The sequence below is a fragment of the Lentzea sokolovensis genome (assembly GCF_033949975.1).
In the GTDB taxonomy this organism is placed as follows: Bacteria; Actinomycetota; Actinomycetes; order Mycobacteriales; family Pseudonocardiaceae; genus Lentzea; species Lentzea sokolovensis.
Genome location: NZ_JAXAVU010000016.1, coordinates 284,787 through 297,732, shown reverse-complemented (window position 1 = coordinate 297,732; position 12,946 = coordinate 284,787). Strand labels below are relative to the sequence as shown.

General features: G+C 70.1%; 10 protein-coding genes. 2 read left to right on the top strand and 8 right to left on the bottom strand.

Annotated features, from left to right (window positions below; translation table 11 throughout):
* Positions 1-60: 60 nt before the first annotated feature.
* Positions 61-1,176, top strand: coding sequence for a glycosyltransferase (locus SK854_RS41760; protein WP_319980677.1), 1,116 nt, complete (start codon positions 61-63; stop codon positions 1,174-1,176).
* Here the strand turns inward: SK854_RS41760 and SK854_RS41755 are convergent.
* From SK854_RS41755 to SK854_RS41730, 6 genes are read right to left on the bottom strand one after another with little or no spacing between them, the layout of a single operon-like run.
* Complete coding sequence (locus SK854_RS41755) at positions 1,151-2,425, bottom strand: cation:proton antiporter (RefSeq protein ID WP_319980676.1); 1,275 nt, start codon at positions 2,423-2,425, stop codon at positions 1,151-1,153. The two genes, SK854_RS41760 and SK854_RS41755, sit on opposite strands and share 26 nt — an antisense overlap.
* A 16-nt stretch (positions 2,426-2,441) precedes the next feature.
* The gene (locus SK854_RS41750; protein WP_319980675.1) at positions 2,442-3,737 is read right to left on the bottom strand and encodes a cytochrome P450; all 1,296 of its coding nucleotides are present in this window, start codon (positions 3,735-3,737) and stop codon (positions 2,442-2,444) included.
* The gene (locus SK854_RS41745; RefSeq protein ID WP_319980674.1) at positions 3,731-4,738 is read right to left on the bottom strand and encodes an alpha-hydroxy acid oxidase; all 1,008 of its coding nucleotides are present in this window, start codon (positions 4,736-4,738) and stop codon (positions 3,731-3,733) included. Before SK854_RS41745 ends, SK854_RS41750 begins: the two co-directional genes overlap by 7 nt.
* Positions 4,735-6,279 carry an NAD(P)-binding domain-containing protein gene (locus SK854_RS41740; RefSeq protein ID WP_319980673.1) on the bottom strand — a complete coding sequence of 515 codons (1,545 nt, stop codon included), beginning with the start codon at positions 6,277-6,279 and terminating at the stop codon, positions 4,735-4,737. Before SK854_RS41740 ends, SK854_RS41745 begins: the two co-directional genes overlap by 4 nt.
* An 11-nt stretch (positions 6,280-6,290) precedes the next feature.
* Positions 6,291-7,670 carry a class I adenylate-forming enzyme family protein gene (locus tag SK854_RS41735; RefSeq protein ID WP_319980672.1) on the bottom strand — a complete coding sequence of 460 codons (1,380 nt, stop codon included), beginning with the start codon at positions 7,668-7,670 and terminating at the stop codon, positions 6,291-6,293.
* On the bottom strand, positions 7,657-9,201 hold the full coding sequence (locus tag SK854_RS41730) for an NAD(P)-binding domain-containing protein (protein WP_319980671.1): 1,545 nt from the start codon (positions 9,199-9,201) through the stop codon (positions 7,657-7,659). Before SK854_RS41730 ends, SK854_RS41735 begins: the two co-directional genes overlap by 14 nt.
* Before the next feature lie 63 nt (positions 9,202-9,264).
* Here SK854_RS41730 and SK854_RS41725 point away from each other — a divergent pair, with 63 nt between their 5' ends.
* The gene (locus SK854_RS41725; RefSeq protein ID WP_319980670.1) at positions 9,265-10,761 is read left to right on the top strand and encodes an aromatic amino acid ammonia-lyase; all 1,497 of its coding nucleotides are present in this window, start codon (positions 9,265-9,267) and stop codon (positions 10,759-10,761) included.
* A gap of 99 nt (positions 10,762-10,860) precedes the next feature.
* Here the strand turns inward: SK854_RS41725 and SK854_RS41720 are convergent, their stop codons facing one another.
* Complete coding sequence (locus SK854_RS41720) at positions 10,861-12,102, bottom strand: sensor histidine kinase (protein ID WP_319980669.1); 1,242 nt, start codon at positions 12,100-12,102, stop codon at positions 10,861-10,863.
* The gene (locus tag SK854_RS41715) at positions 12,099-12,788 is read right to left on the bottom strand and encodes a response regulator transcription factor (protein WP_319980668.1); all 690 of its coding nucleotides are present in this window, start codon (positions 12,786-12,788) and stop codon (positions 12,099-12,101) included. The genes SK854_RS41720 and SK854_RS41715 overlap by 4 nt, the downstream gene beginning before the upstream one ends.
* Positions 12,789-12,946 lie beyond the last annotated feature (158 nt).

Below are 12,946 nucleotides of genomic sequence, written 5' to 3'. Positions count from 1 at the left end.
TACAGCCTCGAATCCGTCTACCGGTGCTTCCAGCACTGAAAGATCACTAGGCTGGACGGAGTGCGCATCCTCTTCTCGTGCCGTCCCGCCTACGGCCACCTGTTCCCGCTGGTCCCGCTCGCCCGCGCGGCCCAGCAGGCCGGTCACGAGGTCGTGTTCGCGATCGGTCCGAGTTTCGTGGAGAAGGCGCGGGAGCTGGGTTTCGAGGCGCACGCGTCGGGCATCTCGATCGGGGAGGCCGAGACCGAGGCTCGCAGGCGGCACGGCGACGCGGAGGTGCCGCGGCTGCTGATCACGATGTTCGCGGACGTGCTGCCACGGGCGACCGTCAAGGATCTCGGCGGACTCCTGCCTCGGATCAAGCCGGATCTGGTGGTCTACGAGCAGAGCGACACCGGTGCCGCGAAGGCCGCTCGTGACGCCGGGATCCCGTTCGTCTCGCACGTGATCGGCCGGTCCATGCCGCCCGCGATCCAGGCGATGGCGGCGGAGGAGATGGCGTGGATGTGGGACGGCGCCGCGCCCGCCGACCTGATGATGGGGGACGTGGCGATCGACCTGTGGCCGGACTCCGTCCGCGATTCGGTGGTCGCGGCGCTGCCCACGGTGCTGCGGCAGCGGCCGACGGCGTTCGATCTCGACGTGCCGATGCCGCAGATCGTCACGACGAAACCGTTGGTGTACCTGACACTCGGCACGGTGTCGTTCGGTGCGACGGCGGTGTTGCGGCAGGCGATCGACGGTCTCGCCCGGCTGCCGGTCACCGTTCTGGTGGCGGTCGGGCCCGGCGATCCCGCGCTCCTGGGCGACGTGCCGGCGAACGTGCGCGTCGCTGGGTTCGTGCCGCAGGCGAAGGTGCTCCAGCAGGCCGATCTCGTGGTGCACCACGGAGGAACGGGCACGGTCCTCGGCGCGCTCGCGGCGGGGCTGCCGCAACTGGTGCTGCCGCAGGGTGCCGATCAGTTCGTGAACGCCGACGTGCTCGCCGAGACCGGTGCGGGGGCGAAGCTCGTGGGCGAGGAGATCACCGCCGACGCGATCACCGCCGCGGCGGGCCATCTGCTCGACGACCCGGCCGCCCGGGAGGTCGCCGCGACGACGGCGGCCGAGATCGCGGACCTGCCGGCCCCGGCCGCCGTCGTCGCGCGGCTCACCGAACTGGTGCGGGGGTCTTGACGTCGGCCTGTGCCTCCAGGTGGTCGGGCAGGGACGCGCGGTAGATCGGCATGGCCGCGGCGGTGGTGACGATCGCGACGGCGACGAGGATCGCGAACATCTCGGGTGTCACCAGGTCGTAGGCGAGGCCGATGTTGATGAAGATCAGGATCATCAGGCCGCGGGCGTTCATCAGGCCGCCGACCGCGGAGGCGTAGCGCCACGAGTAGCCCTGGGCGCGCACCACCAGGCCGCACCCCAGGTACTTGCCGGCGAACGCGGCCAGCATGATCACCGCGAGCGGGAACCACAGCGCGCCACCGGAGCCGAAGCCGTCCAGCCGGGTGTTGAGGCCGCTGAACGCGAAGAACACCGGCAGCAGCAGGATCGAGTTGAGGTCGGAGAGTTTGGTTTCGAGCTCCTGGCGCACGACCTTCGACTTGGGCATCGCGAGGCCGGTGATGAACCCGCCGAACACCGAGAACACGCCGATGAGGTCGGTGAACCAGCCCGCCAGCAGCACGATCAGCAGGATCACGGCCACCATGTCGCGGCTGAGCTTGCCGTCGCGTTCGGCGCGTTCCCCGAGCTTGGCGAGCCACTTGCGGCCCAGCGTGAGCATGAGGCCCGCGAAGATCGCCGCGCCCAGGATCGTGCGCAGCGCGCCGGACGGGCTGCCGGACGTGCCGACCGCGATGATCAGGGCGAGGAAGCCCCACGCCACCGCGTCGTCGATCGCGGCGGCGACCAGGGTGAGACCGCCGATCGGGGTGTTCGCGATGCCGCGTTCCTGCAGGATCCTGGCGAGCATGGGGAAGGCGGTGATCGACAGGGCGCCGCCCACGAACAGCATGAACACCCACAGCTTCGAACCCTCGGGGCTCAGCGAGTCGAAGAAGAGGACCGCCGCGCCCGCGCCGAGCAGGAACGTGGGCACGATGCCGGACACGGCGAGGATCGATGCCTTGCGCGCGTTGGCACCCGTGGTCAGACCGTGGTCCAAAGAGGACCCGACGAGGAACATGTAGAACGTGAGCCCGATCGTGCTGAGCACGTACAGGGTGCTCTTGACGTCGGCGGGGAAGATCTGGGCCTGCACGCCGGGCGCGATGGCGCCGAACAGCGCGGGGCCCAGCAGCACGCCGGCGACCATCTCGCCGACGACCCTGGGTTGTTTGATCAGCATGGCGAGCCGCCCGCACAGCGTGGTCGCGGCGAGCACGAGCGCCAGCGCGGCGAAGACCTGCAACGCGAAGTGGATCTGGTTCACCGGGCATCTCCTGTGGTCAGTGCCGGACCGGGCAACCCTGCGTGTCGTGCGTGTCGAAATAGCGCCCGGCCGGCCGGAGCCGGTGGGCGTGCAGCACCATCGCGGTGCCGAGCACGAGTTGGACGACGCTGCGCCAGACGTCCTCCCAACGGTCGCGCACGCGCATGAGCGCCAAGCGCCGTCGTGGCGTCGCGCCGTCGCGGACGAGCAGGCACGGTCCTCGGCTGGGCAACGACCGGGTGTGCGTCACCGAGGAGTGCAGCGAGACGCGGCGCAGCACTTCCCGAGCTGCCGCGCGCATCGCGATGGGGGAGAGCCGCCAGGCCGGGCAGGGGCGGTTGGCGGCGATGCCGAACGGGATGTGGTGCTCGTCGCGTGCGGCGGTGTTCTCCCAGCGGCCGGGGTCGAAGTCGTGCGGGTTCTCGTAGCCGGTGGCGTGGTAGGCGGGATAGTTGAAGCACAGCACCGAACCCGCCGGGAACGACGTGTGCTCGTCCAGTTCGATGTCCGCGGTCGTGATGCGGTGGGCGATGCCGAACAACGGGTAGAGGCGGAAGGTCTCGTCGAGCACGTGGGCGAAGTACCTGTCGTCGTCGATTCGTTCTGCCGCTTCGGGATGTTGTGCCAGCGCGAGCAGCAGGTGCGCCATCGCCTCCGCCATCTGCACGACGGCGGTGTTGAAGTAGGTGCCCTGCAGGTAGTGCACCTGTTCGGCCTCGGACAACGTCTCGGGCAGCGGATGCCGGACGTCCGCGAGTCGCACCTTGAGGTAGCGGGTGAGGCGGTCGCGGCGGGCGGGATGGCGCAAGCTGGTGCACTTCAACGAGTCCACGACGTCGGTGGCGTGTCCGACGATCAGGTCACGCGCGAGGCGGGGACACGGTTCGGCGAACACCAGCTCGTAGAAGTACTCGGCCCACACCGGCATCATCAGGTCGCGCAACCGCACGGCGGTGACGCGGCCGCCGAGCACCTCGTCCAGCACCTTCGCCGTGCAGCGCGTCGCCGTCGCGGACAGCGCGTCGCTCGGGCCGGCGAGGAAGGTGCGGGTCGCGCGGGCCACGTCGTCGTAGCGCGGCCCCGCTTCCAGGTGCTCCTGGTGCACCTCGGGGCCGGGGGAGAGCCAGTACCAGAACAGGTCCGACAGTCCGGCGCCCCGGCTGCGGCCGTTCACGGCGGGGTGGCTGTAGAGCTCCTGGAAGCGGTCGGGGCCGACCTGGGCGTTCGGGAACGTGATGGCGTTGTCCCCGTTGACCTTCTCGAACACCTTGGCGCGCAACGCGACCACCCGTGCGGGCAACCAGTTCAGCATCCGGCCACCCCTCGGACGACGACCATGTCACGGGTCAGTTCTCCGCCGCACAGCGCCAGGACGTGCAGGAACTCGTCGCGCAGGACGTCGAGCACGCGCCGCACGCCCTGCTCGCCGTCCGCCGCCAGCCCCCACAGCACGGGCCTGCCGATTCCGGCCGCCGACGCGCCCAGTGCCAGTGCCAGCGCGATGTCCCCTCCGCCGCGGACACCGCCGTCGAGCACGACCGGCACCCGCCCGGCCACCGCGTCGACCACGGCGGGCAACGCGTCGAGCGCCGCCGGCACGAGGTCGAGCTGACGGCCGCCGTGGTTGGACACGACGATTCCCGCCACTCCGTGCCCCAGCGCGATCACGGCGTCCTTCGGGTGCAGAACCCCCTTGACCCACAACGGAAGTGCGGTCATCTCCCGGATCCGGTCGACGTGCCTCCACGAGATCGCCGTCGACATCTCGATGTTCCGCAGAGCCTCTCCTGCCAGATCACGCATGTTCTCCGCTGTCAGCCCGGCGGGCAGGTCGTGGAAGCCGTGCGCGATGTCGCGCCGGTGCCGTCCGAACACGGGGGAGTCGACCGTCACGACCAACGCCGCGCACCCCGCCCGTTCCGCCCGCCGCACCAGCACTTCCGTGACGTCCATGTCGGGCTGCACGTACAGCTGGAACCAGACCGGCCCGGTCGCGGCCGCCACGACGTCGGCGATCGGCACGGTCGAGGCCATGCTCGACACCAGCGTCGTCCCGGACAGCGCACGCGCCGTCGCCAGTTCGCCGTCGGGATGGGCGAGCCGGTGGAACGCGGTCGGCGAGATCATCAGCGGGAAATCGGTGCTGATCTCCTTGCCCCGCAACACCCTGGGCAGCAGGGCGAGGCGCCCGAACGCGGCCTCGTTCTCCGCGAGCACGACCTCGTCCCCGACCCCGCCCGCGAAGAAGTCGTAGTGGACGGGGTCGAGCACCGCGCGTGCCTTGTCGTGCAGTTCCGCGAGCACCGGGTTCACCGCAGGTACTCCCGCAACGGTGCCTTGTGGACGGTCTCGCTGTCCCACTCGTTCTCGAGGTTCTCGGTGATGTGGTGCTCGTCGAGCAGCTCGCCGGAGCGGAACCGCCGCACGACCGGGTGAAGGTAGCGGCCATCGAGCCCGCTGGTGTCGTCCTGCGAGTTGCGGCCGGCGGTGATGTCGAACGGGTTGATCTTGTCGTGGTCCGCGCCGTACTCCAGCGTGACCGTCAGGTACGACTCGACGTCGCCGAACTCGCCGCGTTCCACCGCTTCGTGCAGGTGTGCGACCGGCACCTCCTCGACGTAGCGGACCGTGCCGTCGCGCAACGTCAGCACCGCGTCCGCCATGAACGCGAACAGCTGCCACAGCGCGGAAGTCCGGTTGACCCGCTCGATGATCGCCTCGGTGACGTCCTCGGGAGCGACGGAACGGCTGGGCCAGTCCACGCCGTGGTAGCGCTGTTCCACGATCCGGTGCAGCGCGCGCACGCCGTAGCGGAAGCCGTGGATGAACCCGCTGGTCGACTTCTTGAAATCTCTGGCCTGCGTGATCGTGCCCGCGAAGAACAGGTCAGGCACGTTCACCGACTCCCACGCGGCCGTCTGGTCCGGGAACCGCGACTTGATCGTGAGCTGCGGGCGGCACTCCGGCGCGAAGATCGAGGCGTCGAACCGGAACCCCGTCGCGAGGATCACCCGGTCGTAGCGGATCTCCTTGATCACCTCGTTGACCCGCTGGAAGCTGACCTTCACCAGGTAGTCGTCGCCGTCGCGGCGGATGCCCGCGATGTGGCCGTCCAGCACGGCGTTCTGCGACTTGAGCTGGTAGGTGTCGAGGAAGTTGTTGTTCACCGCCCGCAGGTGGCCGACGAAGTGCGTCTGCCACGCCAGTTTCAGCGAACCGGGCCCGGCGACGTGGATGACCGACGCCGTCTCGACCAAGGCGTCGGCGGTCTCGAACGCGGAGTTGCCGCGCCCGATGATCAGCACCTTCTTGTTCGCGAACTCCTGCGGCTCCACGGAGACGTCGTAGTAGTGCTCGGCGTGCTCGACGCCGTCGATGTCCGGCACGTACTGCTGCGAGACGCCGGTCGCGACGATGATCCGCTTCGCCCGGTACGTGCCGCCGTGCTGGTCGCGCACCACGAAGTCGTCCGGCCGATTCACCGACACGGCCCTGGTGTCGTAGCGGACGGGCAGGTCGTTCTTGACCGCGAAGTCGCCGAGGTAGCGGACCATGTCGTCGGCGTGGGGGAAGTAGCGCGGGGTGTAGCCGGTGAACAGCAGCGCGGGATCGTCGGACAGCAACGAGTTCCAGTCGACGCGCAGGTTCAGCTCCGGGTCGTCCCAGCCCGTGTAGACCTTGTTGATGGAGATCAGCTGCCGGTGCCGGGGGAAACGGGTGAAGAACGTCCCCGCCGCCTCACCGGCTTCCAGCACCAGGTGCTCGCGTCCGGCCTGTTTGAGCAGGTAGGACGCCTGCAGCCCCGCCGGACCGGCGCCGATCACGAGATACTCGGTCGAAACCTCGCTGGACACGACGTTCTCCTTCACGCGGAGTTGATCTGTTTGGCTAACTGACGCTTGTCGGGCTTGCCGCTGGGAGCGACAGGAGGTTCTGAGATCGCGGTGACCGTCACGGGAGCGCAGGCCGCGCCCAGCCGATCGGTCACGAGCTCGCGCAGCTCGTCGAGTTCGGGGGCACGATCGGCTTTCGGGACCACGAAGGCGTGCACGGCCTCGCCGGTCTCGTCGTCCGGCACCGCGACGACGTAGGCCTCCGCGACGTCCGGATGCAGGGCGATCACCTGCTCGATCGGGCCGATGTGGTGCAGGTTGGCGTTGACGATCACGACGTCGCGCACCCGGCCGGTCAGGCGCAGGTAGCCGAAGGCGTCGAACCGGCCGAGATCGCGCGTGCGGACCCAGCCGTCCACGAACACCTCGGCCGACTCCCCGGCGTCGCCCCAGTAGCCGCAGGCCTGTCCCGGCGTGCGGACGAAGAGCTCGCCGTCGCGGACCTCGACGTCCACCGGCGGTTTTCCCACCGTGCCAGGAGGATCTGCCGGCGTGGCCATCGAGATCATGCCGGTCTCGGTCTGGCCGTAGCCGTGGAACAGCACCGGCCCCAGGGTGTCCAGGGCGTCGCGATGCCGTTCGGGAGTCAAGGGAGAGCCAGACACCAGCAGCGCTTTCAACGACGACAGGTCGGCGGGGTCGCGTTTCTGCGCCGCGACGAGCTTCGCCAGTCCCGGCACGGTGATCACGCGTGCGGTGGCCTTCAGGCGGGTGATCGCGTCGGCCGGGTCGCCGGCGACGACGATCGTGCCTCCGGCGGTCAGGGTCAGCACCGCGTACTCGAACATCACCTGGCTCGACAGCGATCCGAACACGAGGTAGCGGCCCAGTCTCGTCGCGAGGTCCCGGATCGCGGGAGGCCAGGCGTCGGGCCGGGCGGTCCACGCGTTGGTCATCGACGCGTAGGTCTGCGCGCACGCCTTGGGAGCGCCGGTGCTGCCGCTGGTGTGGATGAGGCGGGCGATGTCGCTGGGCCGGCCGTCGCAGTGCGGCGGTTCGGCGGGATGCCCGGCGAGATCGTCGGTGTCGCGCACGACCAGCTTGATGTCGAGACCGAGCAGGTGCTCGACCTGGGCCTCCGTCAGACCTGGCCGCACGCCGACCACCCGCGCGCCGACCACGTGGCCCGCGAGGATCGTCGCGAACGCCTCCGCGTTCACCCCGAGCAGCAGCGCGAGCCCGTCACCGGGCCCGATCCCGCCGGCGCGCAACCCGGTCGCGATCCGTGCGATCAGGTCGAGCATCTCGGAACCGGTCACCACGCGGGTGCCGTGCTCGAACACCGGCCGGTCCGCGGCGGCTCCGAGCACGTCGAGCACGGCGCGCGGGAACGGCTCGTCACGCGCCGGCAAGGCATTCCTTCACGAACACCACCAGCGGCTGCTGGTGCACCTCCGGCATGTCCCAGTGGTTCTCGAGGTTCTCGGCCAGGTGGTGGGTCGCGGCGAGCACGCCGTGCCGGTAGTAGCGGACAACCGGGTGCAGGTAGCTCGCGTCGGCCGCGTTGACGGGGTCGTTCTCGGCGACGCGCGGGATGGTGATGTCGAACGGGTCCACGGTGTCGTGGTCGGGCCCGTACTCCAGCGTCGCGACGAACCGGTGCTCGGCCGGTCCCAGGCCACCGTCCGCCACGTACGCCACCGGCACCTCCTCGGTGTACCGCGCGGTGGTGTCGTCGACCGTGACGACGTCGCCCATGACCGCGAACTGCTGCCACAGACAGGAAGACGTGTTCACCCTGGCGATGACCGCGTCGCTGATGGCCTCCGGCGAGAGCTCCAGATCCGTGCCCTGCCAGGGGGTGCCGTGGTTGCGGGCGCTCAGGACGCGGTGCAGCGCGCGGGCGCCGTAGCGGAAGCCGTGGATGAACCCGCTGGTCGACTTCTTGAAGTCACGCGACTGCGTGATCGTGCCCGCGAAGTACAGGCCCGGCACGGTCGTCGACTCGAACGCCGACGTCAGCTGCGGGAACCGGTCCTTGATGATCAGCGCCGGCCGGCAGTCGTCGGCGAAGACCGAGGCGTCGAACCGGAACCCGGTGCACGCGATGATCCGGTCGTACTCCAGTTCCCGCACCTTCTCGACCGTGCGCGCGTACCGGAACTGGATCCGGAACCCGCCTTCCGGCCTGGGCTCGATGCGTTCGATGGAGCCGTCGATGACCGCGTTCTCGCTCTTGAGCTGGTAGGTGTCGAGGAAGTTGTTGTTCACCGCCCGCAGGTGCCCGACGTAGTGCGTCTGCCACGCCAGCTTCACCGAGTGCGGCCCGGCGACGTGGATGACGGCCGCGGTCTCGACCAGCGCGTCGGCGGTCTCGAAGCCCGAGTTGCCCTTGCCGATCACGAGCACCCGCTGGTCGGTGAACGACTCGGGGTCCGTGTCGAAGGTGTCGTAGCGCTCGGCGTGCTCGATGCCCGGGATCGGCGGCACGTGCAGCTGGGAGACCCCGGTGGCCATCACGAGGTTCTTCGCGTGCCACGTCTGTCCACTGTGGCCGGCGACGGTGAACCCGTTGTCGTCGCGGGAGATGCGCGTGACATCGATGTCGTAGTGCACGTTGAGCCCGGTGGCGCAGTCCTGGAGGTAGCGGACGATGTCGTCGGCGTCCGGGAAGTACCGGGGCGTGTAGCGGGTGAACAACAGCTCGGGGTCGTCGAGCAACAGCGAGTTCCAGTCCATCCGCATCCGCTGTTCCGGGTCGGTGAACCCGGTGTGGACCTTGTTGATGGAGATGAGCTTGCGGTGCCGCGGGTACCGGGTGAAGAACGTGCCGGCCCCGCTGCCGCGTTCGAGGACCGCGTAGTCGCGACCGTCCCGCTCGAGCAGTGCGGCGAGCTGCAAACCGGCCGGTCCCGCGCCGATGATCAGGTAGTCGTGAGCCATGGACGGGGAAGCTACCCACGCGATCTCAGAACTTTCTGAGATCGGCTGCCTACCGTCCGTGCGGTGACCGCGACCGCTTCAGACACGTCCGTGGACCTGGGTTCGCCCCTGACTCCAGCGCACCTGCTGCGCTCGTCCGCGCCACTGGACGTGCTCGTCGGAACCGACGTCCGCGACCGGGTGGACCGCGGCCGCGCCTACCTGCGCACGGTGCTGGCCGACGACGAACGCCCGGTGTACGGCGCCAAGACCGGCTTCGGCGCCCTGGTGGGCTTCGCGGGCCGTTCCTCGGAGGCCGACCAGTGCGACAACACCCTCGCACACCTGGGCGCGGGCCAAGGCCCCGACCTGCCCCTGGACATCGCCAGGGCCGCGCTGCTCGTGCGGACGTGGTCGCTGGCCCAGGGTCTGTCGGGCGTGTCCGCGCACGTCGTCTCGGGTCTGTCCGAGATGTTCGCGACGACGTTCGTCCCGGCCATCCCGCGCTACGGCTCCGTCGGTGCCAGCGGAGACCTCATTCCGCTCGCCTACGCCGCTCAAGCTCTCCGCGGCCGCGGCCACGCGTACCTGGACGGCGTCCGCCTGCCCGCCGCCGAAGCCCTGGCCTCGGCCGGCCTGACGGCGTTGGAACTGGACGGCCGCGACGCGCTGGCCCTGGTCAACGGCACCTCCGTCACCACCGCCGCCCTGGCACTGGCCCAGTCGTCGGTCCGCTCCTCCCACCGGGCCCTGGCCGACCTGACCTGTCTGCTGGTGGACGTCCTCGGCGCCGACCCCGGCTTCACCGACCCGCGCCTGATCTCCGCCTTCGGCCACACCGGCGCGGTGACGGTGGCGTCGTGGATGCGCTCCACGCTGGACGGCACCACACCCACGGGCCTGCGCGCGTTGCAGGAGCCGTACAGCATCCGCTGCTCACCCCAACTCCTCGGCGCCGCCGAAGACGCCCTGCGTTACGTGGACGGCGTCGTGTCGGCGGATCTCGGCGGCGTCAGCGACAACCCGTTGTTCTTCCCGGGCGACGACCTGGTCGCCCACGGCGGCAACTTCTTCGGCCAGCCCGCCGCCTTCGCCGCCGACGTCCTGGCCATGGTCACCGCCTCCCTGGGCAACCTGGCCGAACGCCAGCTCGACCTCCTCGTCGACCCGGCCCGCAACACCGGCCTGCCGCCCATGCTCGCCGCCGGTCCCGGTCAGCAGCACGGCTTGCAGGGCGTCCAACTGGCCACGACCGCGTTCATCGCGGAGATCCGGCGCGGAGTCCTGCCCGCCAGCACCCAGAGCCTGCCCACCAACCTGCACAACCAGGACGTGGTGCCGTTCGGCACCCAAGCCGCTCTGCGCGCCTACGACCTCGCGGAGCTGCTGCGACTGCTGTGCGGCTCACTTGCGCTGGGCCTGCGCCAAGCCGTGCACGTGGGAGGCCGCCGCCCGACCGCGCCCCGGTGCGCAGCCTTGCTCGACGCGCTCGCCGAGGCCATCGATCCGATCGATCCGGACCGGCCGCTGGACGTGGACGTCCGGGTCGCGGCAGAGGTGGTGGTCGCGGGGGAGTGGTGAGAGGGCGCGGTCGGCGGTGACGGGGTGGTGGCTCTCGCCTGCTGCCGGCCGGCAGGAGCCACCAGCCGCCCCGTCGCCACCACGTGGCCGGACTCGCAGTCAGGCGGTGGTGATCCGCTCCCGCACCGCCATCGCCTCCCGCTGCGACACCGGAATCCGCAACGTGAACCGGGCACCCGTCCCAGGCCGCCCCACCGCCTCCACCGTCCCGCCGTGCCCGGTCACGATCTCCCGCACCAGTGACAGCCCCAGCCCGAACCGCCCCTCGCCGACCCCTCGGTGGAACCGGTCGAACAACCGGGACGCCTCGCCCGGTTCGAACCCCTCACCGTTGTCCTCCACCACCAGCTCCACCTGCCCGGCGACCACCCCCACGCGCACCGCGATCCGCCCACCCTCCGGCGTGTGCCGGACGGCGTTGGCCAGCAGCTCGTCGACGGCCCGCCGCAGCCCGGTCTCGATCCCGCTGACCACCACCGGATGCCCGGGATGGTCCAGCGACAACGTGATCCGCCGTTCGGCGGCCCGTTCGGTCTCGCCGACCACCGCGGCCTCCGCGACGTCGGCCAGGTCGACGGGTCTGCCGTCGAGCCGCTGGTGAAGCTGCGCGGACGCGAGCAGGTCGTCCACGACGTCGGCGAGGCCGCGGATCGACCTGGCCAGCGCGTCGAGGTTGGTGCGCTGGTCATCGGGCAGGTCGGCGGCGGCCGCGAGGAGCTGGGCGCGCAGGTAGGCGCGGGCGATCGGGGTGCGCAGTTCGTGGCTCGCGTCGGTGACGAACCGGCGTTGTCTCGCCAGCGCCTCCGCCCACGGGCCCACGGTGCGGCGGCTGACGCCCAGGCCGATCAGCGCCGCCACCAGCAGACCGGCCACCAGCGCGATCGCCAGTGCCTGCACCAGGTGTGAGCGGTCGGAGAGCTGGTAGCGCAGGTCGAACACCGACTGCACCGTCGTGCCGTTCGCGCCGGGAGAGGTGAGCACCATGTACTCGGTGTCGTTGGCGGTCACGTCACGGGAAACGGACGTGCCGGACGCGTGCACGGCATCGATGTCAGAGCGCAGCGGGAACCCGCTCGGCACCTCCAGCGGACCGAGGTGCAGCACGCCGTCCTCCAGCACGAACACCCACGCGCACCGGGGTGCGACGCCCGGCACGCCGTACTGGGCGTTGTAGCGCAGTTCGCGCGACACCTGGGTTTCCTGCGCGTGCACCATCACGACGTACGCGATCGCGCCGACGAACGCGATCATCAGCGTGATCGCCAGACCCACCAGCACGCTGACCCGCAGCCGCGCGTGCCGGACCTCCGCGCGTTCCGTCTCGGCCCACGACGACCTCACAGCGCCCCCAACCGGTACCCGATGCCCTGAACCGTCTGCACGACCGAACGTCCTACCTTCGAACGCAGGTAGTGCACGTAGGTGTCCACAATGGACTGGGAGGGTGCGTCGCAGAACACCGTGCGCCGCAACGCCGCCCGCGTGTGCACGGTCTCGGGATGCGTGGCGAGCACCCGCAGCAGCGCGAACTCCCTGGTGGTGAGCGGTACTTTCTCGCCGTCGGGCAGCACGACCTGGTGTTGTTCGAGCTCCAGGCGGCCGGCGCCGATGCGCAGCACCGCGGCCAGTTCCGCGGCTCGCCGGCACAGCGCCCGCAGCCGCGCGGTCAGCTCGCGCAGGTCGAACGGTTTCGTCAGGTAGTCGTCCGCGCCCGCGTCGAGGCCGTCGATCCGGTCGTGCACCGAACCCATCGCGGTGAGCATCAGCGCCTGCGTCCGCACGGACCGGGAACGCAACCGGGACAACAGGTCCAGGCCGTCGAGCACCGGCAGGGCGCGGTCGATCACCACCACGTCGTAGGGCCGGGTGAGCGCGAGATGCAGTCCGCGCTGCCCGTCGAACGCGACGTCGACGTCATATCCCTCGCCGCGCAGCACCGCGGCGAGCAGCTCCACCAGCTCCCGGTCGTCGTCGATGAGCAGCAGCCGGAACGGATGGATCTGCCGGAACTTCGAAGAGGCCCGCACAGCGACCACGATCGCACGCGCTCACAGCGCCGAACCAGATGATCGTGGTGGGACAACAGCCAATGGACATGTTCACGGATGTGATCACAAGGCCTGGTGCAGCGGAATTCTCCTGCCACACGACTTCCGAGCACCCAGGACACCGGCGGGTCAAAGAT